The following is a 22,645-nucleotide window of genomic DNA, read 5'->3' on the forward strand; positions in this document are numbered from 1 at the left end:
TTCCGATCAGAACTGCTGTTCTTCCGTTGATCCGGTCAGTGCGGTCACTGACGAGACGCCGCCCTGGATGATATTGGTGACGCTGTCAAAATAACCGGTTCCGACTTCCTGCTGATGGGAGGAGAAAGTGTAGCCCTGCTCCCGCGCGGCAAACTCTGGCTGCTGCACTTTTTCCACGTAATGGCGCATCCCTTCCCCTTCGGCATAGCTGCGGGCAAGGTCGAACATGTTGAACCACATGCTGTGGATGCCCGCCAGGGTAATAAACTGGAAGCGGTAACCCATTTCACTGAGCGACTGCTGGAAATGCGCGATGGTGTTGTCATCGAGGTTCTTCTTCCAGTTAAACGAAGGCGAGCAGTTATAGGCCAGCAGCTTGCCCGGGAAACGGGCATGAATCGCATCGGCAAAGCGCTTCGCCAGCGACAAATCCGGCGTCGAGGTTTCGCACCACAGCACATCGGCATAGGGCGCGTAAGCCAGCCCGCGACCGATCGCTTGCTCAATACCGGCATGCGTCTTAAAGAAGCCTTCCGGCGTGCGTTCGCCGGTGATAAATTCGCGGTCATAGTCATCGCAGTCGGAGGTGATCAGGTCGGCGGCATCCGCGTCTGTGCGGGCAATCAGCACCGTTGGTACCGCCATCACATCCGCCGCCAGCCTTGCCGCAACCAGCTTCTGAATCGCTTCCTGGGTTGGCACCAGCACCTTGCCGCCCATATGGCCGCATTTTTTCACCGACGCCAGCTGATCCTCAAAATGCACCCCGCCGGCCCCGGCCTGAATCATTGCCTTCATCAGTTCAAAGGCATTCAGCACGCCGCCAAAGCCCGCTTCCGCATCGGCAACGATCGGCAGGTAATAATCCACATGACGCGCATCGCCAGGTTCAATCTGGTTGGCCCACTGGATCTGATCGGCACGCTGGAAGGTGTTGTTGATGCGTTCAACCACCGATGGCACCGAGTTGGCCGGATAGAGCGACTGATCGGGATACATGCTGCCAGCGAGGTTGGCATCCGCCGCCACCTGCCAGCCGGAGAGATACACCGCCTCGATCCCCGCTTTCGCCTGCTGCAGCGCCTGGCCGCCGGTCAGCGCACCCAGGCTGTTGATATAGCCCTTCTTCGATCCACCGTTCAGCAGATGCCACAGTTTTTCTGCTCCCAGCTGTGCCAGGGTGCAGGCCGGATTAACCGAGCCGCGTAGCCTCACCACCTCTTCCGCTGTGTAAGGACGGGTAATACCTTCCCAGCGTGCATCGTTCCAGGATTGCGTCAGTTGTTCGATCTGTTGGGTACGAGATGTCATAGCAAATTCTCCTGTCGATCAGTGAAGTAAGCTGTAGCCCGGCAGAGTCAGGAACTCCACCAGTTCAGGTTCAGTAGTGATACGTTCCATCAGTTCGGCCGCTTCACAAAAGCGCCCCTGAGAGAAGCGTTGGTCGCCAAGCTCTTGCTGGATCACCAGCATCTCTTCGGCCAGCATCTGGCGGAACAGCGCTTCGGTCACCTGCTCACCGCTTTGCAGCGTTTTGCCGTGGCGGATCCACTGCCAGATCGAGGTGCGGGAGATTTCAGCCGTCGCAGCGTCTTCCATCAGTCCATACACCGGCACGCAGCCATTGCCGGAGATCCACGCTTCGATGTACTGCACGGCCACGCGAATGTTGGCGCGCATCCCGGCCTCGGTTCTTTCACCGCCACAGGGCGCCAGCAGCTGTTCCGCGGTGATGGCTGCGTCGTCGTCCCGTAGCACGTCCAGCTGATTGGGTTTGTCGCCCAGCACCCGATCGAACACCGCCGTGACCGTATCTGCCAGCCCAGGGTGAGCAATCCAGGTGCCGTCGTGGCCGTTGGTCGCCTCACGCTCTTTATCGGTCTTCACCCGGTTGAGCACCCACTGGTTGCGCTCCTGATCTTTGCTCGGAATAAAGGCCGCCATCCCGCCCATCGCAAACGCCCCCCGGCGGTGACAGGTTCTGATCAGCAGCCGCGAGTAGGCATCAAGGAAGCCTTTTTCCATCGTCACCGACTGGCGATCGGGCAATACGCGGTCCGGGTGATTTTTCAGGGTTTTGATATAGCTGAAGATGTAGTCCCAGCGGCCGCAGTTCAGGCCGACGATATGATCGCGCAGGCTGAAAAGGATCTCGTCCATCTGGAAGACCGCCGGCAGCGTCTCGATCAACAGCGTGGCCTTGATCGTGCCGCGTGGCAGATCGAAACGATCCTCAGCAAAACTGAATACCTCGCTCCACCAGGCCGCTTCCTGCCAACTCTGGGTTTTTGGCAGGTAAAAATAGGGCCCGCTGCCTTTGGCCAGCAACGCGTCAACGTTGTGGAAAAAGTAGAGCGCGAAATCAAACAGGCTGCCGGGGATAGCGTCACCGCGCCAGGTGACATGTTTCTCAGGCAGGTGCAGACCGCGAACGCGGCACACCAGCACCGCAGGATCCGGCTTTAGCTGGTAGATCTTCCCGGCTTCATTGCAGTAACTGATGGTGCCGTTAACCGCATCACGCAGGTTGATCTGCCCTTCAATCACTTTGTCCCACGAGGGTGCCAGCGAGTCTTCGAAGTCAGCCATAAAAACGTTCACGTTGGCATTCAGCGCATTGATTACCATCTTGCGTTCAACCGGACCGGTGATCTCGACCCGGCGGTTGAGCAGGTCAGCGGGAATGCCGCGAATTTTCCAGTCGCTTTTCTTAATGGAATTCGTTTCCGAAATAAATCTGGGTAACTCACCGGCATCATATCGCTGCTGCTGCAGCTTCCTGGCGCTCAGTAATTCATTGCGACGCGGGGTGAAGCGCGTCACCAGTTCAGTCAGGAATTCAACTGCCGTATCGGTCAGGATTTGCCGCTCTTTCGGGCCTGATGGGCGCTGGAACGCCAAATCTGTGCTGATAACCTGTTGTGTCATCTCTTCACTCCCAGCCTGGTTGCATTCTCAGAAGGTCGGTTTCGTCATTGGGTGATTTTTAACCCGCAAATCAACATACAATTTTTTAAATTAAAAAATCAAAAACTATTTCCATTTTAATGCTAGATGCAATTTAACTTATTGAAAAATAATTGTTTAAAGTTTTGTTATTACAGGAAGGCAGTTTCAATGAAGAATTTATGAGGCATCGTGAGGGGGTAAGTCGCGGAAGATTAACGGGATAAGTACACGGGCGTGCCAGATGTCAGGCAATAAAAAAGGGCCAGTCTTTTTCAGAGGCTGGCCCTTTGTTTGCTACTCGCCGGTTTATTCCAGGCTGGGATTCATATGGCGCAGATCGAACGGCGTGATCTGGTAAACGTAATAGTTCAGCCAATTAGAAAACAGTAGGTTACCGTGACTACGCCAGCTGGCGCGCGGCGTGAGCTGTGGATTATTCTGCGGGAAATAATTATACGGAATATCGGGGTTCAGACCGGCTTCAAAGTCGCGATGGAATTCACCCGACAGAGTCAGTGCATCATACTCAGGATGCCCGGTAACAAACGCCAGCCGCTTGTCTTTACTGGCAAACAGATAGGCGCCGGTTTGTTCCGATTCAGCAAAAATTTCCAGGTCGGTGTAATCCCGCAGCAATTGCGAAGGGAAATCCGCATAGCGCGAGTGCGGCGCCAGGAAGTTATCGTCAAAGCCCCGAGTTAACAATGCATGAGGATGCAGGATCTGGTGGTCGTAAACACCTGACAGCTTGGTTTCACGCGTCTGCTTGGGAATGCCGTAAAGGATGTTCAATGCCGCCTGAACCGCCCAACAGACAAACAGCGTCGAGGTCACGTGCTCTTTCGCCCAGTGAAGCACGCGCTGGATCTGCGGCCAGTAGGCCACATCATTAAAATCAACCAGCCCTAACGGCGCGCCGGTGACAATCAGGCCATCGTAGTTGTCATGCTGAATGTCTTCAAAGTTACAGTAGAAGTTATTCAGGTGCTCCATTGGCGTGTTACGGGTTTCACGGCTGTCGATGCGAAGCAGCTGGATATCAATTTGTAGCGGCGAGTTGGAAAGCAGGCGGAGAAACTGATTCTCTGTCTCAATCTTTTTCGGCATCAGATTCAGTACCAGCACTTTCAACGGACGGATTTCCTGCGTGCTGGCCCGGGTAGAGGTCATCACAAAGACATTCTCGTTACGCAGAAAATTCACTGCTGGTAGTTCATCGGGTACCCTGATTGGCATAACCTTGCTTCCTCATTTATCCATTCATACGTTTAGACATCCAGACACCCGAAGATAGCGTGATGCCCGCTGAATGTCGAGGTTTCATGCTTTAGTTGAAAATGTTTCATCTCCGATCGCCAAACATGTCGACAAAGGGCAGCGTCACCGCCGCGTCGGTGCTGGCATGACGATACAGCAGCCAGGTACGGCTCTTAACCGACTCCCCGCCAACCGCTATCGGCACGCGGCAAAGCGTGGGCGCCAGCGGTTGATAGCTGGAGACGATGGCATAACCCAACCCCCGCTCAACCATCGCCAGACAGACTTCCAGTTTATCGACGTGCATCGCCACACGCGGCGCCAGCGAGTAATTGGCATTCCACCAACGTTCGATAAGTTTAGTGATATGGCCACCGTGGCTGATCTTTATCTGCGGTAAGTGCGGTAATAGCGCCAGGTCGATCGGCTGCCGGCTAATCAGGTAATAGTCATCCTCATCGATCAGCCTCTTGCCTTCCTTCCAGCCATAGTCGTCTTTTACCACCGCCAGATGCACGTCGCCGCGCTGCAGCTTAAGAAACATCTCCTCACTGAGCCCGCTGACCAGATTGACGCTAATCCCCGGATGCTGTTGGCTGAATTCGGCGAGCAAATCGGGTAACCGGTAGGCGGCGAAATTGCTCGATACGCCCATCTTGAGTTCGCCCTGCTGCGGTCCGTTCAGGCTTTGCAAGGTGGTGCGTAAGAGCTGAAGTTCATCAAGCACCGTTTCAGCATGTTGCGCCAGATAACGCCCCTGCGCCGTGAAGTTAAGGCCTTTGCCGCCGGTTTCAAACAGTTGAATGGCCAGCTTGCGCTCGATCTGCCGCAGCCGGTAACTGAGCGCAGGCTGTGAGGTAAACAGCTCTTCCGCTGCGCGCGTAATGTTTTTGTACTGCCAGACAGTACGGATGATTAACCAGTCTTTTTCGTTCATTCGATGCCCATTCGCCTTGCGCCCTGCGCCCTGCGCCCTGCGCCCTGCGCCCTGCAACCATAAAATAATTTTTGGCAGAGTGATGCAAGCCATAAAAAACTACAATTGGGAATTGCGCATAAAAAAGCCTATACCATTATAACGCACTGGTTTTTCTGTATTTAACTGCACCTAATTGGGGAATCACTATGCCTGAACGCACCAACAGCGCGCAGAAAGATAAAATTATTTATGCGGCTGACCAACTCAGCCCGGCAATGAACGATTTGGCGCTGAGCCTGCATCAGCACCCTGAACTGAGCTTTGCAGAACATCGCTCTGCGGCTGAATTGATTAAGCCATTGCGCGAGGCTGGCTTCAGCATTGAAACCGGCACCGGCGGGCTGGAAACGGCTTTTCGCGCCAGCTGGAAACAGGGCACCGGTGGCCCGACTATCGCTTTTCTGGCGGAGTATGATGCGCTGCCCGAACTTGGCCATGCCTGCGGCCATAACCTGATTGGCACCGCCTCGGTTGCTGCCGCGTTGGCACTGAAGGCTGCGAACGTTGAGTTCAACGGCTGCATTGAAGTGATTGGCACACCTGCCGAGGAAGATGGCGGCGGCAAAATCATTATGGTCGAGAAAGGCGTCTTTGATGGTGTCGATGCGGCGATGATGTTCCATCCCAGAGAGCGCAACATGGTGCTGCGCGGGGCCCTTGCCTGTCATGACTCGACGTTCAAATTCTTTGGTAAACCGGCCCATGCGGCTTCCGCGCCGCAGCAAGGGATCAGTGCGCTTGATGCGGTGATCCATACCTTCAACGCGATCAATGCGTTGCGCCAGTTCTTTACCGATGATGTACGTGTGCATGGGATAATTACTCACGGCGGCAGCGCGGCAAACATCGTGCCCGCTTATGCTGAAGCCAAGTTTATCCTGCGAGCGGCGACGGTGGGTGGCCTGAGTGAAGTGCGCCGAAAAGTATATGCTGTGGTTAACGGCGCAGCTGAAATGACAGGCGCACGAGTAGAGATCGAAGAGGGGCTGATTTACGCCGAGCGGAATAACAATCTGGCGCTAACAGCTAACTTTACCGATAACCTGGCACTACTTGGCGTGGAAAGTTACGACCCACCGAAAAGTGGCGGCGTAGGCTCTTCAGATATTGGCAACGTCAGTCAGGTCACGGCGGCAATCCACCCTTATCTGCGCATTGGTGACGTCACGCCCCATACACCTGAGTTTGCCGCTGCGGCCGGATCGTCCGTCGGACTCAGCGCCATGTTAACGGCGGCGAAAGCGCTGGCAATGACAGCGTATGACCTTTGCCACGATGAAGCTCAGCTGGCGGCAGTTAAAAACGAATTTACCCAGTGGCATACCCAAAAATTACTGGATGGAGAGAAGCAATGATCAACGTATCCCGTGCTCTGACGCTGGCCACGCTCGCCCTGTGCTGCTCTTCCGCCATCGCGGCCGAGGGTACCTTACGCGTCGCGGCCGATCTGGCTTATCCGCCGTTTCAATATCGCGATGTGAACGGCAAACCTGCCGGTTTTGAGATCGATATTACTAACGCTGTCTGTAAAGCGATTGCGGTGAAATGTGACTATGTCGTCAGTAGCTTTGATGCAGAGATCCCTTCGCTGATGGCGAAAAAAGTGGACTTCATTTCACCGCTTGGTGCGACCATTAAACGTAAGAAATCCATTGATTTCAGTGACTTTATTTATCATGTCCCTTCTCAGTTAGTGGCACGTAAAGGCACTAATTTGCAGCCCACTGCACAGTCGCTGCAGGGTAAATCGATTGCTGTCCAGCAGGGTTCAATTCAGGAAATGTACGCCAATAAGTATTGGGCACCTCACGGTGTGGAGATCAAAACCTATCCGGATCAGGATGTGATTTATCAGGATTTGGCTGCGGGACGGCTTGATGGTGCTTTAAGCCCGGCGGTGGCCATTACATTTGGTTTCCTGCAGAAGCCTGAAGGCAAAGACTTTGCATTGACCGGCCCGGAAGTGCGTGACGATCTGCTTTACAGCATTGGTTCTGCTTACGGAGTGCGCAAAGGGGATGCGAAAACGCAGCAATTGTTGAATCAAGGGCTGGCGAAGATCATGGCCGATGGCACCTGGCAGAAGATCAAGCAGCACTATTTTGGCGATATTGAGATGAAAGTGACGCGCACGGAGGCGAAATAACCCGATTAATTAAGTTGGGATCGAGTGAAAAATGAACAGGATGAGGCGTCGTGCGGCAGCACGGCGTCTTTTTTTGTCTGGTTTTGGGGTGGTTTGGGATTTGAGTGGCCGGCTCTGGCCGTTAGCAGGCGGGTCCGTAGGCGTCCGGAAACCGTTCTGAGGCGGGTTTTGCCTTATTACGCACGCAAAAAAGCCCCATGCTTTCGCATGAGGCTTGTCTGCTTGTTTGATGCCTGGCAGTTCCCTACTCTCGCATGGGGAGACCCCACACTACCATCGGCGCTACGGCGTTTCACTTCTGAGTTCGGCATGGGGTCAGGTGGGACCACCGCGCTAAAGCCGCCAGGCAAATTCTGTGCTCTGTCCTGTGTATTTCGCTCCGTGGCCGCGTTGGCCGCGCTTGTAAACTCAGTCACATACCTCAGTATGCTCCTTCCTTCACGGCGCTTGCCGCCTTGCCACAAAGCAAAATCCCACGGACCGGGGTCCGCAGAACAGATAATTCTTTATCCGGTTCAAGCTGAAAATATCTGTTTGTGTCTCTCAGACACACACCAGAACGCTTCTGGTGTTGTAAGGTTAAGCCTCACGGGTCATTAGTACCGGTTAGCTCAACGCATCGCTGCGCTTACACACCCGGCCTATCAACGTCGTAGTCTTCAACGTCCCTTCAGGGGCCTTAAAGGCCCAGGGAAGATTCATCTCGAGGCAAGTTTCGCGCTTAGATGCTTTCAGCGCTTATCTTTTCCGCACTTAGCTACCGGGCAATGCCATTGGCATGACAACCCGAACACCAGTGGTGCGTTCACTCCGGTCCTCTCGTACTAGGAGCAACCCCTCTCAATCTTCCAGCGCCCACGGCAGATAGGGACCGAACTGTCTCACGACGTTCTAAACCCAGCTCGCGTACCACTTTAAACGGCGAACAGCCGTACCCTTGGGACCTACTTCAGCCCCAGGATGTGATGAGCCGACATCGAGGTGCCAAACACCGCCGTCGATATGAACTCTTGGGCGGTATCAGCCTGTTATCCCCGGAGTACCTTTTATCCGTTGAGCGATGGCCCTTCCATTCAGAACCACCGGATCACTATGACCTGCTTTCGCACCTGCTCGAGCCGTCACTCTCGCAGTCAAGCTAGCTTATGCCATTGCACTAACCTCACGATGTCCGACCGTGATTAGCTAACCTTCGTGCTCCTCCGTTACTCTTTAGGAGGAGACCGCCCCAGTCAAACTACCCACCAGACACTGTCCCCACGCCGGATCACGGCGCCAGGTTAGAACATCAAACGTTAAAGGGTGGTATTTCAAGGTTGGCTCCACGCAGACTGGCGTCCACGCTTCAAAGCCTCCCACCTATCCTACACATCAAGGTTCAATATTCAGTGTCAAGCTATAGTAAAGGTTCACGGGGTCTTTCCGTCTTGCCGCGGGTACACTGCATCTTCACAGCGAGTTCAATTTCACTGAGTCTCGGGTGGAGACAGCCTGGCCATCATTACGCCATTCGTGCAGGTCGGAACTTACCCGACAAGGAATTTCGCTACCTTAGGACCGTTATAGTTACGGCCGCCGTTTACCGGGGCTTCGATCAAGAGCTTCTCCTTGCGGATAACCCCATCAATTAACCTTCCGGCACCGGGCAGGCGTCACACCGTATACGTCCACTTTCGTGTTTGCACAGTGCTGTGTTTTTAATAAACAGTTGCAGCCAGCTGGTATCTTCGACTGGCTTCAGCTCCGGGAGCAAGTCCCTTCACCTACGCGCCAGCGTGCCTTCTCCCGAAGTTACGGCACCATTTTGCCTAGTTCCTTCACCCGAGTTCTCTCAAGCGCCTTGGTATTCTCTACCTGACCACCTGTGTCGGTTTGGGGTACGATTCCGTGTTACCTGATGCTTAGAGGCTTTTCCTGGAAGCAGGGCATTTGTTACTTCAGCACCGTAGTGCCTCGTCATCACACCTCAGCGTTAATAAGAGTCCGGATTTACCTAAACTCTCCGCCTACATGCTTAAACCGGGACAACCGTCGCCCGGCTAACATAGCCTTCTCCGTCCCCCCTTCGCAGTAACACCGAGTACAGGAATATTAACCTGTTTCCCATCGACTACGCCTTTCGGCCTCGCCTTAGGGGTCGACTCACCCTGCCCCGATTAACGTTGGACAGGAACCCTTGGTCTTCCGGCGAGCGGGCTTTTCACCCGCTTTATCGTTACTTATGTCAGCATTCGCACTTCTGATACCTCCAGCAGCCTTCACAGGCCACCTTCGACGGCTTACAGAACGCTCCCCTACCCAACAACGCCTAAGCGTCGCTGCCGCAGCTTCGGTGCATGGTTTAGCCCCGTTACATCTTCCGCGCAGGCCGACTCGACCAGTGAGCTATTACGCTTTCTTTAAATGATGGCTGCTTCTAAGCCAACATCCTGGCTGTCTGTGCCTTCCCACATCGTTTCCCACTTAACCATGACTTTGGGACCTTAGCTGGCGGTCTGGGTTGTTTCCCTCTTCACGACGGACGTTAGCACCCGCCGTGTGTCTCCCGTGATAACATTCTCCGGTATTCGCAGTTTGCATCGGGTTGGTAAGCCGGGATGGCCCCCTAGCCGAAACAGTGCTCTACCCCCGAAGATGAGTTCACGAGGCGCTACCTAAATAGCTTTCGGGGAGAACCAGCTATCTCCCGGTTTGATTGGCCTTTCACCCCCAGCCACAAGTCATCCGCTAATTTTTCAACATTAGTCGGTTCGGTCCTCCAGTTAGTGTTACCCAACCTTCAACCTGCCCATGGCTAGATCACCGGGTTTCGGGTCTATACCCTGCAACTTAACGCCCAGTTAAGACTCGGTTTCCCTTCGGCTCCCCTATACGGTTAACCTTGCTACAGAATATAAGTCGCTGACCCATTATACAAAAGGTACGCAGTCACACCACGAAGGTGCTCCCACTGCTTGTACGTACACGGTTTCAGGTTCTGTTTCACTCCCCTCGCCGGGGTTCTTTTCGCCTTTCCCTCACGGTACTGGTTCACTATCGGTCAGTCAGGAGTATTTAGCCTTGGAGGATGGTCCCCCCATATTCAGACAGGATGTCACGTGTCCCGCCCTACTCATCGAACTCACAGCAAGTGCATTTTTGTGTACGGGAGTATCACCCTGTACCCTGCGACTTTCCAGACGCTTCCACTAATGCACAAGCTGATTCAGGTTCTGGGCTGTTCCCCGTTCGCTCGCCGCTACTGGGGGAATCTCGGTTGATTTCTTTTCCTCTGGGTACTTAGATGTTTCAGTTCCCCAGGTTCGCCTTGCAACACTATGTATTCATGTTGCAATGATGCACCAAGGTGCACCGGGTTTCCCCATTCGGGTATCGTCGGTTATTGCGGTTCATATCACCTTACCGACGCTTATCGCAGATTAGCACGCCCTTCATCGCCTCTGACTGCCTAGGCATCCACCGTGTACGCTTAGTCACTTAACCTCACAACCCACAAGCGTCCCGAAAGACACTGCTGTTGTAAGCATTTGAGAGACTCGAACATATCGTTAATTTCATTCTTATTACGGAGAATGAAAACGACATGTCGTTTCAATTTTCAGCTTGTTCCGGATTGTTAAAGAGCAAATATCTCAAACGTGACTCGTCCTTGCGGAGAGAATCAGTTTTGAGATACTGGTTGATAATGTCTTTCACTCATTATCAGGAGATGGCGTCCCCAAGGGGATTCGAACCCCTGTTACAGCCGTGAAAGGGCAGTGTCCTGGGCCTCTAGACGATGGGGACTCTGTTACTGTTGCTCATTACGTTTTCTATCAGACAATCTGTTGTGGACACTACGCGGGAAAGTATCTTCAGGTAAGGAGGTGATCCAACCGCAGGTTCCCCTACGGTTACCTTGTTACGACTTCACCCCAGTCATGAATCACAAAGTGGTAAGCGCCCTCCCGAAGGTTAAGCTACCTACTTCTTTTGCAACCCACTCCCATGGTGTGACGGGCGGTGTGTACAAGGCCCGGGAACGTATTCACCGTAGCATTCTGATCTACGATTACTAGCGATTCCGACTTCACGGAGTCGAGTTGCAGACTCCGATCCGGACTACGACGCACTTTGTGAGGTCCGCTTGCTCTCGCGAGTTCGCTTCTCTTTGTATGCGCCATTGTAGCACGTGTGTAGCCCTGGCCGTAAGGGCCATGATGACTTGACGTCATCCCCACCTTCCTCCGGTTTGTCACCGGCAGTCTCCTTTGAGTTCCCGACATTACTCGCTGGCAACAAAGGATAAGGGTTGCGCTCGTTGCGGGACTTAACCCAACATTTCACAACACGAGCTGACGACAGCCATGCAGCACCTGTCTCACGGTTCCCGAAGGCACTAAGGCATCTCTGCCGAATTCCGTGGATGTCAAGGCCAGGTAAGGTTCTTCGCGTTGCATCGAATTAAACCACATGCTCCACCGCTTGTGCGGGCCCCCGTCAATTCATTTGAGTTTTAACCTTGCGGCCGTACTCCCCAGGCGGTCGACTTAACGCGTTAGCTCCGGAAGCCACGCCTCAAGGGCACAACCTCCAAGTCGACATCGTTTACGGCGTGGACTACCAGGGTATCTAATCCTGTTTGCTCCCCACGCTTTCGCACCTGAGCGTCAGTCTTTGTCCAGGGGGCCGCCTTCGCCACCGGTATTCCTCCAGATCTCTACGCATTTCACCGCTACACCTGGAATTCTACCCCCCTCTACAAGACTCTAGCCTGCCAGTTTCAAATGCAGTTCCCAGGTTAAGCCCGGGGATTTCACATCTGACTTGACAGACCGCCTGCGTGCGCTTTACGCCCAGTAATTCCGATTAACGCTTGCACCCTCCGTATTACCGCGGCTGCTGGCACGGAGTTAGCCGGTGCTTCTTCTGCGGGTAACGTCAATCGACGGGGTTATTAACCCTGTCGCCTTCCTCCCCGCTGAAAGTACTTTACAACCCGAAGGCCTTCTTCATACACGCGGCATGGCTGCATCAGGCTTGCGCCCATTGTGCAATATTCCCCACTGCTGCCTCCCGTAGGAGTCTGGACCGTGTCTCAGTTCCAGTGTGGCTGGTCATCCTCTCAGACCAGCTAGGGATCGTCGCCTAGGTGAGCCATTACCCCACCTACTAGCTAATCCCATCTGGGCACATCCGATGGTGTGAGGCCCGAAGGTCCCCCACTTTGGTCCGAAGACGTTATGCGGTATTAGCTACCGTTTCCAGTAGTTATCCCCCTCCATCAGGCAGTTTCCCAGACATTACTCACCCGTCCGCCACTCGTCACCCGAGAGCAAGCTCTCTGTGCTACCGTTCGACTTGCATGTGTTAGGCCTGCCGCCAGCGTTCAATCTGAGCCATGATCAAACTCTTCAATTAAAAGTTCGATTTGCTGAAACAAGTTCAGCGGTGCTCAAGTGTAAAACGTCATAATGAATTTCATTATGTGTTCACTCTTAAGGCTTGATATTTTTTTTCGCCTTGCGGCGCTGATATCAATCCTGCGAGTGCCCACACAGATTGTCTGATAAATTGTTAAAGAGCGTTGCGGTAAGGGCCTTGGCGCCTTACTGCGAGGTGGCGTATATTACGCTTTCCTCCTTCAGAGTCAACTTCTTTTTGGGAAGTTTTTCTCCGGCGATTCAGCTTCCTGAACCTCTCAACCCGATGACTCGTAAGTCGTTGTGCCGTGTTGATGGAGTCGCATTATAGGGAGTTCTCGCACCCTGACAACCCCTAAATTGCGAAAAACAGACCGTTCGCTGCAATCCACAGCAAAAGGGCGGTTTATACGCAGTTATGCACAATCTTATCCACATTCGTCAGCGCCCGGTAAATTAGACAAGCGCCACGCAAACGTTTTCGCTACAATGCCCCCGAAAAAATTTCCGCTGTTAAGGGCGTTACCTGAGGCTGAATTCACTCTTCTTCTATATAGAGGAAGAAAATGGCTAAGCTTGAGGTAACGATCTTATCGATGCGAACCAAAGCCAAGGGATAAACCTCATGCAACAACCTCGTCCTGTACGCCGCGCGCTTCTGAGCGTGTCTGACAAAGCCGGCATCCTCGAATTTGCTCAGGCGCTAACTCAGCGCGGTGTCGAGCTCCTCTCCACTGGCGGTACTGCTCGCCTGCTGGCAGACGCGGGCCTGCCTGTTACTGAAGTGTCTGACTACACCGGTTTCCCGGAAATGATGGATGGACGCGTCAAAACCCTGCACCCGAAAGTGCATGGCGGCATCTTAGGACGCCGCGGACAGGATGATGCCATCATGCAGGAGCACAGCATCTCCCCTATCGACATGGTGGTCGTTAACCTTTATCCATTTGCCCAGACCGTTGCCCGTGAAGGCTGCTCGCTGGAAGATGCGGTTGAGAATATCGATATCGGCGGCCCAACCATGGTGCGCTCAGCGGCGAAGAACCATAAAGACGTGGCGATTGTCGTTAAGAGCAGCGACTACCAGGCAATCGTTGCCGAGATGGATGCCAACCAGAACTCTCTGACGCTGGCCACCCGTTTCGACCTGGCAATTAAAGCCTTCGAACACACCGCCGCCTACGACAGCATGATTGCCAACTATTTTGGCAGCATGGTGCCGGCGTACCATGGTGTAACCAGCGAACCCGCTGGCCGCTTCCCCCGCACGCTGAACCTGAACTTCATTAAGAAGCAGGATATGCGCTACGGCGAAAACAGCCATCAGGATGCGGCCTTCTATATAGAAGAGAATGTCACAGAGGCGTCCGTGGCCACCGCGCAACAGCTTCAGGGCAAAGCCCTCTCTTATAACAACATCGCAGATACTGACGCCGCGCTGGAATGTGTGAAAGAGTTCACCGAGGCAGCCTGCGTAATCGTCAAGCATGCGAACCCGTGTGGCGTGGCTGTTGGCGGTTCAATCCTCGATGCTTACGAGCGTGCTTACAAAACCGACCCAACCTCCGCATTTGGTGGCATCATCGCGTTCAACCGCGAGCTGGACGAAGCCACTGCTCAGGCAATCATCAGCCGTCAGTTCGTTGAAGTGATCATTGCGCCATCCGCCAGCGAAGCCGCCCTGAAAATTACCGCCGCGAAACAGAACGTTCGCGTGCTGACCTGTGGTCAGTGGCAGGATCGTCAGACCGCCCTGGATTTCAAACGCGTCAACGGCGGCCTGCTGGTGCAGGATCGCGATCTGGGCATGGTGAATGAAAGCCAGCTGCGCGTGGTCAGCAAGCGCCAGCCAACCGAGCAGGAACTGCGTGACGCGTTGTTCTGCTGGAAAGTGGCCAAGTTCGTTAAGTCCAACGCCATCGTGTATGCCCGTGACAATATGACCATTGGCATAGGCGCAGGCCAGATGAGCCGTGTCTACTCAGCCAAAATTGCCGGTATCAAAGCCAGCGATGAAGGACTGGAAGTGAAAGGTTCGGCCATGGCGTCTGATGCGTTCTTCCCGTTCCGCGATGGTATCGATGCCGCAGCGGCTGCTGGCGTGAGCTGTGTTATCCAGCCTGGTGGCTCGATTCGTGATGACGAAGTGATTGCCGCCGCCGACGAACACGGCCTGGCGATGATCTTCACCGACATGCGCCATTTCCGCCATTAATTACGGAGCAGACTGAACAATGAAAATTTTAGTGATTGGTAACGGCGGACGCGAACATGCGCTGGCCTGGAAAGCGTCGCAGTCGCCACTGGCAGAAACCGTGTTTGTTGCCCCAGGCAACGCCGGCACGGCACTTGAACCTGCATTGCAGAACGTCGACATCAGCGCCACCGATATTCCCGCGCTGCTGAGCTTCGCGCAGAGTGAAAATATCGGCCTGACCATCGTCGGCCCGGAAACGCCATTAGTGATGGGCGTGGTTGATGCTTTCCGTGCTGCTGGCCTGAAGATTTTTGGCCCAACGCAGGCTGCTGCCCAGCTTGAAGGTTCGAAAGCCTTCACCAAAGATTTCCTGGCTCGCCACAAGATCCCAAGCGCTGAGTACCAGAATTTTACTGAAGTGGAGCCCGCTCTGGCTTACACGCGTAGTAAAGGTGCGCCAATCGTGATTAAGGCCGACGGTCTGGCCGCCGGTAAAGGCGTGATCGTGGCGATGACGCTGCAGGAAGCAGAAGACGCGATTCAGGATATGCTGGCAGGAAACGCCTTTGGCGATGCCGGACACCGCATCGTGGTAGAAGAGTTCCTTGACGGCGAAGAAGCCAGCTTCATCGTGATGGTCGACGGCGAGAACGTGCTGCCGATGGCCACCAGCCAGGATCACAAACGTGTCGGCAATGCGGATACCGGTCCTAATACCGGCGGCATGGGTGCTTACTCTCCGGCTCCGGTCGTGACCGATGAAATCCACCAGCGCGTGATGGATGAGGTGATCTGGCCAACCGTGCGTGGCATGGCCGCCGAAGGCAACATTTATACCGGCTTCCTCTACGCTGGCCTGATGATCGATCAGAGCGGTCAGCCGAAAGTGATCGAATTTAACTGCCGCTTTGGCGATCCGGAAACTCAACCGATCATGCTGCGTCTGCAGTCGGATCTGGTGGATCTGTGCCTGGCTGCCGTGGACGGCAAGCTGAATACCAAAGACTCGGTGTGGGATCCTCGTCCTTCTCTGGGCGTGGTGCTGGCTGCTGGCGGCTATCCTGGCGATTACGCTACCGGCGATCAGATCCACGGCTTACCGCTGGAAGAGACGCCGAATGGCAAAGTCTTCCATGCAGGGACCAAGATGCAGGACGATTTGGTGGTCACCAACGGCGGACGTGTATTGTGCGTGACCGCGCTGGGCGAAGATGTTGCCGCGGCTCAGAAGCACGCTTATGAGCTGGCTAAGCATATCTCCTGGAACGGCAGCTTCTGCCGCAGCGATATCGGCTATCGTGCGATTGGTCGTAAGTAGTTAAGTCATGCTGACGGGGCAAGCTGATTGCCCCGTTATTAAAAGTCCGCTTCTTTCGGTTCCGACAGGCACTGATCTTCCGCAGAAACCAGAATCAGCTGCGTCCCTTTTGGCGCTTCAAGCCATGAAATACTCACCGGTTTACCTGACTCGCGCTGATGCTGAGTGATGTAATGCATAAAGAAGCTATCAAAGGTCGGTTTTTCCTCACCGCCCTGACATAGCGTCACGGTGCCCGATGGTGACCAGTGCCCCTGCTTCAGCCATACCCGCCCATCTATCAGGTCGTCACTGATTTTCAACATCCGCCCTGCATCAAACTGATACAACGCTATCGCATCTGCTGAGAGCGCTTCCCGTCGTCCGTCCAGCTGGCGTTGCATAAAGCTCAGATTACCGTCCTGAGCAAAACGCAGCGTGACGCTTTCAGGATGCTCGCCTTTGGTCTTCCTTTCAATCGACACCAGCTTGTCTGACTGCCACTGATAATCCGTGGTCTCGCTCGTGGTTTCATTAAAGGGGGTATAGATGGTGACCAGATGGCTGGAATGCTGATGGCTGTCTTTACGCCAGATCCTCACGGTTCCGCGATCGGCCAGATAACCACTGGCGGTAAAGTCAGGGACTTTCGGGGTTGAACTGCATCCTGCCAGCGTCAGCAGCATCAGGAACAGTGTAGAAGTCGTTATTGGGTTTCGTATCATGGTGTGATTATCACACATTGCAGAAGGGTTTGCCGCAGCCTGGTTGGCGAAAGCAGAGGGAGCTCAACGGAGAGCGTCAACAAAAGGGGCTCGACGCCCCCCTGTTTAAACTCTTCACTGTCAAATTATGACTTAACAGCGTCTTTCAGTGCTTTACCTGAAACAAATGCCGGTACGTTAGCAGCAGCAATTTTGATTTCTTTGCCAGTCTGCGGGTTGCGGCCAGTACGCTCAGCACGGTGGTTAACTTTAAAGGTACCAAAACCAACCAGTTGTACTGCATCACCTTCTTTCAGAGACTCAGTAATCGCCGCCAGGGTGGATTCCAGTGCAGCTTTAGCCTGGGTCTTAGACAGGTCCGCTTTGTCCGCAATTACATCAATCAGTTGAGTCTTGTTCATAAGTTATCCTTACAGTGTATTTATCGCTTGCTAAGTATCGAGTGCGAGGGAAAAACCAGTTTCTGGCACTCTCCTGCATACACGCACCGATAGCCACATTTTTCAGCCCCCCAAATGTAGACCAGACAGGGGGCGAATGTGAAGCCTTTAGGCGCTACAAATCAGGCCTGAAGTCACGTTTTATCGCCTTACTGCTGAAAATTTATACCGATGTTACTGATCCCGGCTTCTTTGAGGTCAGATCGCAGTCCTTTGATGAGGTCAAGATCCCTCTCTTCGCAGGCGCTGAGCAGGCGAAAAATCTCCCACTGGATATCCCATTCCTCTTCAACAGCAGGATTCTCTTTTAGCTCTTCATCGGTCATTTCGCGTTCGGCCTGGGTCATTTCCAGCATCGCGACGCTGGTGATCGACGCCTCACTTACCGCAATGGCATGCGCCAGGGTTTCACCGCTCAAACGCGAATGCAGTAATTCGCTTAATGCCACGCAGGCATCGATAGCCGGGTAGACGCCGTACAGATCGTAATCCTCTGCGGCCGGGATCGCTTCTTCAAACTTTTCCAGCTGCGAGTCAAAATTCACTTTGGCGTCTTTAATCACCAGCGTTTCCCAAATCAAATCGAGAATACGGCGGTAAATCTGACTGTCGCCAAAGCCTGTCTGCTGGCAAAACGCCCAGTAGTTGGGATACATGCGTTCACACAGGCAGGCCATAAAAGTAACGTGCTGCCAGCTTTCCAGTTTCTCAAGCCGCAGATGAATGGGATTACGTAACATGTTCGGATCTCTTAAAGATAAGTGCGCGGTCTGCAGTGTAACTGAAAAGGTGACGGCTCACACCGTTAACCCCTCTGTTGCCAGCGCAGGAAAGCGGGCCGTTGGGAAGCGACGGCATCTGCCCAGCGCGTGGGTTCAGGCAGGCGATAACCTTTCAGGCAGCTCTCCACCAGGCTCAGTGCGGTAGCCGGGCTGATGCGGTGGCCAGGCGAGATAAAAAGCGGATTACAGCGGATTTTACTGCGCAGGACAAAACCGATCTGCTCGCCTTTGTCCATTAATGGCTGGCTGGCGCCCGGCTCATCGGCAAGCGGTTCGAAGGTGCCACACAGCCGGCTTTTTGCTACGCCCAACGTCGGCACATCCACCAGCAGGCCAAAGTGGCTGGCAACGCCCAGGCGACGCGGATGGGCAATGCCCTGCCCATCGACCATTAACAGGTCAGGACGATGCTCCAGCTGCTGCCAGGCGGCCATCAGCGCGGGATATTCACGGAAGGAGAGATAACCGGGGATATAGGGCATGGTGGTGGCGATGCGCGCAACACGATGCTCCACTAACTGGAGCGAAGGATATTCCAGAATCACCAGGGCGGCGCGGGTTATCTCACCGCCCTGCTCAAACCCGACATCGGCACCGCCAATGTAACGGGGCGGCATTACCTCAAAATCATCTTCACGTATCACCTCAGCGGCACGCGCAAGCTGTTCCTGTTTTAATGCCTGAATATCCATGCTTAGTCCTGATGGTATGGGCGAGACAACGTGTGGACTGCCTCGACAAACACGCCTGCGTGCTCTGGCGGCACATCCTGATGGATGCCGTGCCCCAGATTGAACACGTGACCGCTGCCATTACCGTAGCCTGCAAGGATAGTTGCTACTTCCTGCTCGATACGGGCAGGCGCGGCATACAGCATGGAAGGATCCATATTGCCCTGCAGCGCGACCTTATCGCCTACACGGCGGCGTGCATCGCCAATATCGGTCGTCCAGTCCAGCCCCAGCGCATCACAGCCGGTCGCCGCCATGGCTTCCAGCCACTGTCCGCCACCCTTGGTGAACATAGTAACCGGTACGCGACGTCCGTCGTTTTCACGCTGCAGGCCATCAATGATTTTGTGCATGTAGTGAAGGGAGAACTCAAGGTAGTCACGACCCGTCAACACGCCGCCCCAGGTATCAAAGATCATCACCGACTGCGCACCGGCGCGGATTTGCGCATTGAGGTACAGGGTGACGCTGTCAGCCAGCTTATCCAGCATCAGATGCAGGGTGGCCGGCTCGGCATACATCATCTTTTTCAGTTTGGTGAAGGCCTTGCTGCTGCCGCCTTCCACCATATAGGTCGCCAACGTCCACGGGCTGCCGGTGAAACCGATCAGCGGAACCTCGCCGTTCAGATTCTTACGGATGGTGCGCACGGCATTCATCACATAACCCAGTTCCTGTTCAGGATCGGGGATTGGCAGCTTTTCAACGTCTGCACGACAGGTAACCGGTGAAGAGAAACGCGGACCCTCACCCGTTTCAAAATAGAGGCCTAAGCCCATCGCATCTGGAATGGTCAGGATATCGGAGAACAGGATCGCCGCGTCCAGGTTATAGCGACGCAGCGGTTGCAGCGTCACTTCACACGCCAGTTCGGCATTTTTGCACAGCGACATAAAATCACCGGCTACCGCGCGAGTCGCTTTGTACTCAGGCAAATAACGCCCGGCCTGGCGCATCATCCATACTGGCGTCACATCTACCGGCTGGCGCAACAGGGCGCGCAAATAACGATCGTTCTTCAGTTCACTCATTTTTAAAAGCTCTCTAAGCACACATGCATGCGCGTAGTGTAACATTTATTGGAAATGGCGCTGCCACAGCGTCACAAAAATTGAGCGATCGCCGCGCGGCTGAGAGCGGAAGACAGGATGCGCTCACCGACCGGGCGGTGAACCTCGCGCCCGGTTGGGTGGCTGAATGCGCATATCAAACCCTTATTTTGCGGCTTTATCACTCCGCTCTTTATTGATATTTTTCCCCGGCGCTGGCGGCATTAACTCAGATATTTCTGGCTTTGTCCTCACCAGGGTAGAGGCTTTATCTGGCAGCCTGTTTTCATCAAGCACATGAGAGTTGCCAATAAAAACCCCGCCTTTCTCAATAGAGAAATCCTCGGCATAAACATCCCCTTCAATTCGGCCACGGGAAAGAATCGTGACTGACTTCGCGTAACAGCATCCTTTAAGCGAACCATTTACGACAACTTTCAAAGAAGACACCTTACCATTCACTTTCCCCTCTTGACCGATCTGCACCGTTTTCTTACTGACAATTTCGCCAACGATCTGACCATTTATCGAAACATTAGCTTAATTAATTATTTCGCCCGTCAATTTACTGCCTGACGAAATGCGGGTTTCTTTTGCCGTCGCGCTCTCATCAGCCAGCTCCAGCGCGGCCTTCGGTGCCTGCGGAGAGCCGGTACCCATTGAGCCGTTCACTGGCGTTTCTGTTTCTTTCTTATTGAAGTTAAACATATTGGGATCCATCCTTTTAGCGAGAGTTAATAAAACGAATATTAAATAACAGCCGATCGTCACCTTCAGGCAACAATCAAAGAATTTATATTGCGGGAAGAGGTAACAACAAAGAGAAAAAATCCATAAGAGCCACAAGCCCCATAAGTAATGTTCTTTCCTGAACGTTTCCATGGCATCATTCCCTGATATTATTAACATGACATTAATATTAATGCAGCCTGGTAGGCAAAATCAGAACAATAAAATATGTGATGCTGCACGATTAAGCACAGTAGTTTATTTAAAAAAATGAAAGACGATGATTAAACACCCGAGCGGGTTCAGCAAAAGCCGGCAAAGGGCGAATTTGCCGGCCTGGATACTTACTCAGCCTCTTCCCGGCAAAGCACCACGGTATCCTCAATCAGGCGACGGGCGACCGTTCCTGGAGGAGGAAGCTGCGGTAAGGCATCAAAGCGATACCAACCCGCATCCAGTAGCTCTTTGGGATCGATGACAATCTCGCCACTGTCGTAATCGGCCATAAAAGCCATCATCAACGACTGGGGGAACGGCCAGGGTTGAGAGGAGACGTAACGCAGGTTTTTCACCTTCAGCCCGCTCTCTTCCATCACTTCCCGCGCAACGGTTTGTTCCAGCGTTTCGCCGACTTCAACAAAACCGGCCAGCACCGTGTAGATGCCGTTACGGTGCTTGGTATGCTGGGCCAGCAGGATCTCTTCCCCACGGCGGATAGCCACAATGATGCAGGGCGCGATTTGCGGGTAATAGCGCTGTCGACAATGGCGGCACAGGCAGGCAAGTTCCGTTTTGCTGTGGTGCATTTCATGGCCGCAGTAGCCGCACCACTTATGCGAGCGATAGAACTCCGCCAGCTGGATCCCTTTACCCGCCAGCTGGAACAGGCCCACGTCCAGATCGAGGATCTGACGCAAGGATCCCATGCCCTCTTGACGGTTCTCACAGATCAACCAGACGGGATCGCCCTGCCATTCGCCGATTTGTGATCCGTTCGATCCTGTCAGGCTTAATTCTTGCGCGCTACCGAACGGTAATTGACCTTTCGGTAGCCAAAGTTTATGTTCATGACTGACAACCCACCAGCCAACGTCTACGCTTGAAATCTCACGTTGCATAAAATTGCTCATCCTCAGCTTTACAGACTTTCTGAATTACTGGATTGGGGCGAAATAGTAATAATTACACTCATGGAGTCACTCATGCTTAACCAGTTAGAAGTTCTGACCGCGCGCGTCGGCGGATGTAGCGACCTGGTAGACTTTTGTCTACGCTCCCGCAGGCAGTTGTTGATTGCCTATTATCGTCTGGTTGGCATCAAGCCTAACAAGGAATCGCTCACTACGCTCGATGAAAACGCGCTGGACAGCTTCTGTCAGGGATTGGTGGATTACCTTTCCACCGGGCATTTCACCGTTTATCAACGCTTTATTCAGGAGATGGAAGGCAGCGAACAGTTGGCTAAAGCCGCGCTGATCTACCCTTCCCTGCAGGCAAACACCGAGATGATCATGCAGGTGTATGATACCCATCTTGAGAAGGCCATCGATCACGATAACTGTCTCGAATTCCAGAATGCCTTGTCCACAGTGGGCGAAGCGCTGGAAGCGCGTTTCACGCTTGAAGACCGCTTTATTCAGCTGGCGCTGGAAAAAACGGCGGATAAGCTTGAGGCGGCTAATGAGAGTGCGCTTGCCCGTCCGGCGTAAACGTTACCAGATTGTAAACCCCTTGTAGTTTCAAAGAAGCCCCTTTATGCTGAAAGGGCACTATGTGGTGAGGCCAGTCCTGCCACGATTGTTTTGCTGGTGGTGTCTGCCAGCAAAATTCTTCTTGTCGGAGTGCCCTTAGGGGCTGAGACCGTTAATTCGGGATCCGCGGAACCTGATCAGGTTAGTACCTGCGAAGGGAACAAGAGTAAATCTTCAGTGACGGTGTGGATCCGACCATTTTCACACCCTG

General features: G+C 53.8%; 17 protein-coding genes, 1 tRNA gene, 3 rRNA genes and 1 riboswitch. Of the genes, 5 read left to right on the forward strand and 16 right to left on the reverse strand.

Annotated elements, in window-relative coordinates:
* Nucleotides 1-6: 6 nt before the first annotated feature.
* The 4 genes from aceA to AC1UKS_RS20835 all read right to left on the reverse strand — a co-directional run bounded on the left by aceA (nucleotide 7) and on the right by AC1UKS_RS20835 (nucleotide 5,143).
* Nucleotides 7-1,311, reverse strand: a complete 1,305-nt coding sequence (aceA, locus tag AC1UKS_RS20820) for an isocitrate lyase (RefSeq protein WP_106381866.1) — start codon at nucleotides 1,309-1,311, stop codon at nucleotides 7-9.
* A gap of 18 nt (nucleotides 1,312-1,329) precedes the next feature.
* Nucleotides 1,330-2,928, reverse strand: a complete 1,599-nt coding sequence (aceB, locus tag AC1UKS_RS20825; RefSeq protein WP_482435105.1) for a malate synthase A — start codon at nucleotides 2,926-2,928, stop codon at nucleotides 1,330-1,332.
* Between the two features lie 327 nt (nucleotides 2,929-3,255).
* A complete protein-coding gene (gene metA / locus AC1UKS_RS20830) occupies nucleotides 3,256-4,185 on the reverse strand; it encodes a homoserine O-acetyltransferase MetA (RefSeq protein WP_013200319.1) in 930 nt (309 codons plus the stop codon).
* 106 nt (nucleotides 4,186-4,291) lie between these two features.
* On the reverse strand, nucleotides 4,292-5,143 hold the full coding sequence (locus tag AC1UKS_RS20835) for a LysR family transcriptional regulator (RefSeq protein WP_265911635.1): 852 nt from the start codon (nucleotides 5,141-5,143) through the stop codon (nucleotides 4,292-4,294).
* A 188-nt stretch (nucleotides 5,144-5,331) separates the two neighbouring features.
* Between AC1UKS_RS20835 and AC1UKS_RS20840 the strand changes: the two genes are divergently transcribed.
* Nucleotides 5,332-6,540, forward strand: coding sequence for a M20 family metallopeptidase (locus tag AC1UKS_RS20840; RefSeq protein WP_482435107.1), 1,209 nt, complete (start codon nucleotides 5,332-5,334; stop codon nucleotides 6,538-6,540).
* Complete coding sequence (locus AC1UKS_RS20845; RefSeq protein WP_482435108.1) at nucleotides 6,537-7,331, forward strand: transporter substrate-binding domain-containing protein; 795 nt, start codon at nucleotides 6,537-6,539, stop codon at nucleotides 7,329-7,331. The genes AC1UKS_RS20840 and AC1UKS_RS20845 overlap by 4 nt, the downstream gene beginning before the upstream one ends.
* A gap of 231 nt (nucleotides 7,332-7,562) precedes the next feature.
* Here the strand turns inward: AC1UKS_RS20845 and rrf are convergent.
* The 4 genes from rrf to AC1UKS_RS20865 all read right to left on the reverse strand — a co-directional run bounded on the left by rrf (nucleotide 7,563) and on the right by AC1UKS_RS20865 (nucleotide 12,731).
* A 5S ribosomal RNA gene (gene rrf / locus AC1UKS_RS20850) occupies nucleotides 7,563-7,678 on the reverse strand.
* Nucleotides 7,679-7,906: 228 nt separating this feature from the next.
* Nucleotides 7,907-10,814 (reverse strand): 23S ribosomal RNA (locus AC1UKS_RS20855).
* Between the two features lie 227 nt (nucleotides 10,815-11,041).
* Nucleotides 11,042-11,117: transfer RNA gene (locus AC1UKS_RS20860), tRNA-Glu, on the reverse strand.
* A 73-nt stretch (nucleotides 11,118-11,190) separates the two neighbouring features.
* A 16S ribosomal RNA gene (locus tag AC1UKS_RS20865) occupies nucleotides 11,191-12,731 on the reverse strand.
* Together the 16S, 23S and 5S rRNA genes with 1 tRNA gene alongside form the textbook arrangement of a ribosomal RNA operon.
* Before the next feature lie 627 nt (nucleotides 12,732-13,358).
* On the opposite strand from AC1UKS_RS20865, the gene purH reads away from it, so the two are divergent.
* Nucleotides 13,359-14,948 carry a bifunctional phosphoribosylaminoimidazolecarboxamide formyltransferase/IMP cyclohydrolase gene (gene purH / locus AC1UKS_RS20870; RefSeq protein ID WP_482435109.1) on the forward strand — a complete coding sequence of 530 codons (1,590 nt, stop codon included), beginning with the start codon at nucleotides 13,359-13,361 and terminating at the stop codon, nucleotides 14,946-14,948.
* Nucleotides 14,949-14,967: 19 nt separating this feature from the next.
* Complete coding sequence (gene purD / locus AC1UKS_RS20875; protein ID WP_482435111.1) at nucleotides 14,968-16,248, forward strand: phosphoribosylamine--glycine ligase; 1,281 nt, start codon at nucleotides 14,968-14,970, stop codon at nucleotides 16,246-16,248.
* A 38-nt stretch (nucleotides 16,249-16,286) separates the two neighbouring features.
* Here the strand turns inward: purD and AC1UKS_RS20880 are convergent, their stop codons facing one another.
* The 8 genes from AC1UKS_RS20880 to nudC all read right to left on the reverse strand — a co-directional run bounded on the left by AC1UKS_RS20880 (nucleotide 16,287) and on the right by nudC (nucleotide 21,801).
* The gene (locus AC1UKS_RS20880) at nucleotides 16,287-16,952 is read right to left on the reverse strand and encodes a DUF1481 domain-containing protein (protein ID WP_482435112.1); all 666 of its coding nucleotides are present in this window, start codon (nucleotides 16,950-16,952) and stop codon (nucleotides 16,287-16,289) included.
* A gap of 125 nt (nucleotides 16,953-17,077) precedes the next feature.
* Nucleotides 17,078-17,353 (reverse strand): nucleoid-associated protein HU-alpha, encoded by a 276-nt coding sequence (gene hupA / locus AC1UKS_RS20885; protein WP_013200312.1) that lies wholly within the window; start codon nucleotides 17,351-17,353, stop codon nucleotides 17,078-17,080.
* A gap of 188 nt (nucleotides 17,354-17,541) precedes the next feature.
* Nucleotides 17,542-18,132 carry a YjaG family protein gene (locus AC1UKS_RS20890; protein ID WP_013200311.1) on the reverse strand — a complete coding sequence of 197 codons (591 nt, stop codon included), beginning with the start codon at nucleotides 18,130-18,132 and terminating at the stop codon, nucleotides 17,542-17,544.
* 65 nt (nucleotides 18,133-18,197) lie between these two features.
* Nucleotides 18,198-18,866 carry a deoxyribonuclease V gene (nfi, locus tag AC1UKS_RS20895; protein WP_206404848.1) on the reverse strand — a complete coding sequence of 223 codons (669 nt, stop codon included), beginning with the start codon at nucleotides 18,864-18,866 and terminating at the stop codon, nucleotides 18,198-18,200.
* Nucleotides 18,867-18,868: 2 nt separating this feature from the next.
* Nucleotides 18,869-19,936, reverse strand: coding sequence for a uroporphyrinogen decarboxylase (gene hemE / locus AC1UKS_RS20900; RefSeq protein ID WP_013200309.1), 1,068 nt, complete (start codon nucleotides 19,934-19,936; stop codon nucleotides 18,869-18,871).
* Nucleotides 19,937-20,119: 183 nt separating this feature from the next.
* Nucleotides 20,120-20,440 carry a bactofilin family protein gene (locus tag AC1UKS_RS20905; protein ID WP_482435113.1) on the reverse strand — a complete coding sequence of 107 codons (321 nt, stop codon included), beginning with the start codon at nucleotides 20,438-20,440 and terminating at the stop codon, nucleotides 20,120-20,122.
* A 54-nt stretch (nucleotides 20,441-20,494) separates the two neighbouring features.
* Nucleotides 20,495-20,836: a hypothetical protein gene (locus tag AC1UKS_RS20910; protein WP_482435114.1), complete on the reverse strand. Its 342-nt coding sequence runs from the start codon at nucleotides 20,834-20,836 to the stop codon at nucleotides 20,495-20,497.
* Nucleotides 20,837-21,027: 191 nt separating this feature from the next.
* Entirely contained in the window at nucleotides 21,028-21,801 is a 774-nt protein-coding gene (gene nudC / locus AC1UKS_RS20915) for an NAD(+) diphosphatase (protein WP_013200307.1), read from the reverse strand.
* Nucleotides 21,802-21,885: 84 nt separating this feature from the next.
* Between nudC and rsd the strand changes: the two genes are divergently transcribed.
* Complete coding sequence (rsd, locus tag AC1UKS_RS20920) at nucleotides 21,886-22,392, forward strand: sigma D regulator (RefSeq protein ID WP_482435115.1); 507 nt, start codon at nucleotides 21,886-21,888, stop codon at nucleotides 22,390-22,392.
* Nucleotides 22,393-22,510: 118 nt separating this feature from the next.
* A riboswitch (TPP riboswitch) is annotated at nucleotides 22,511-22,611 on the forward strand.
* The last annotated feature ends 34 nt before the right edge of the window (nucleotides 22,612-22,645 follow it).

This window comes from Erwinia sp. AK-PDG3-5 (genome assembly GCF_056821705.1).

What these genes read in the sequence shown, in the direction of transcription:
- aceA (WP_106381866.1), bottom strand. Translation starts at nt 1,311, where the DNA reads ATGACATCTCGTACCCAACAGATCGAACAACTGACGCAATCCTGGAAC.
- aceB (WP_482435105.1), bottom strand. Translation starts at nt 2,928, where the DNA reads ATGACACAACAGGTTATCAGCACAGATTTGGCGTTCCAGCGCCCATCA.
- metA (WP_013200319.1), bottom strand. Translation starts at nt 4,185, where the DNA reads ATGCCAATCAGGGTACCCGATGAACTACCAGCAGTGAATTTTCTGCGT.
- AC1UKS_RS20835 (WP_265911635.1), bottom strand. Translation starts at nt 5,143, where the DNA reads ATGAACGAAAAAGACTGGTTAATCATCCGTACTGTCTGGCAGTACAAA.
- AC1UKS_RS20840 (WP_482435107.1), top strand. Translation starts at nt 5,332, where the DNA reads ATGCCTGAACGCACCAACAGCGCGCAGAAAGATAAAATTATTTATGCG.
- AC1UKS_RS20845 (WP_482435108.1), top strand. Translation starts at nt 6,537, where the DNA reads ATGATCAACGTATCCCGTGCTCTGACGCTGGCCACGCTCGCCCTGTGC.
- purH (WP_482435109.1), top strand. Translation starts at nt 13,359, where the DNA reads ATGCAACAACCTCGTCCTGTACGCCGCGCGCTTCTGAGCGTGTCTGAC.
- purD (WP_482435111.1), top strand. Translation starts at nt 14,968, where the DNA reads ATGAAAATTTTAGTGATTGGTAACGGCGGACGCGAACATGCGCTGGCC.
- AC1UKS_RS20880 (WP_482435112.1), bottom strand. Translation starts at nt 16,952, where the DNA reads ATGATACGAAACCCAATAACGACTTCTACACTGTTCCTGATGCTGCTG.
- hupA (WP_013200312.1), bottom strand. Translation starts at nt 17,353, where the DNA reads ATGAACAAGACTCAACTGATTGATGTAATTGCGGACAAAGCGGACCTG.
- AC1UKS_RS20890 (WP_013200311.1), bottom strand. Translation starts at nt 18,132, where the DNA reads ATGTTACGTAATCCCATTCATCTGCGGCTTGAGAAACTGGAAAGCTGG.
- nfi (WP_206404848.1), bottom strand. Translation starts at nt 18,866, where the DNA reads ATGGATATTCAGGCATTAAAACAGGAACAGCTTGCGCGTGCCGCTGAG.
- hemE (WP_013200309.1), bottom strand. Translation starts at nt 19,936, where the DNA reads ATGAGTGAACTGAAGAACGATCGTTATTTGCGCGCCCTGTTGCGCCAG.
- AC1UKS_RS20910 (WP_482435114.1), bottom strand. Translation starts at nt 20,836, where the DNA reads ATGGAAACGTTCAGGAAAGAACATTACTTATGGGGCTTGTGGCTCTTA.
- nudC (WP_013200307.1), bottom strand. Translation starts at nt 21,801, where the DNA reads ATGCAACGTGAGATTTCAAGCGTAGACGTTGGCTGGTGGGTTGTCAGT.
- rsd (WP_482435115.1), top strand. Translation starts at nt 21,886, where the DNA reads ATGCTTAACCAGTTAGAAGTTCTGACCGCGCGCGTCGGCGGATGTAGC.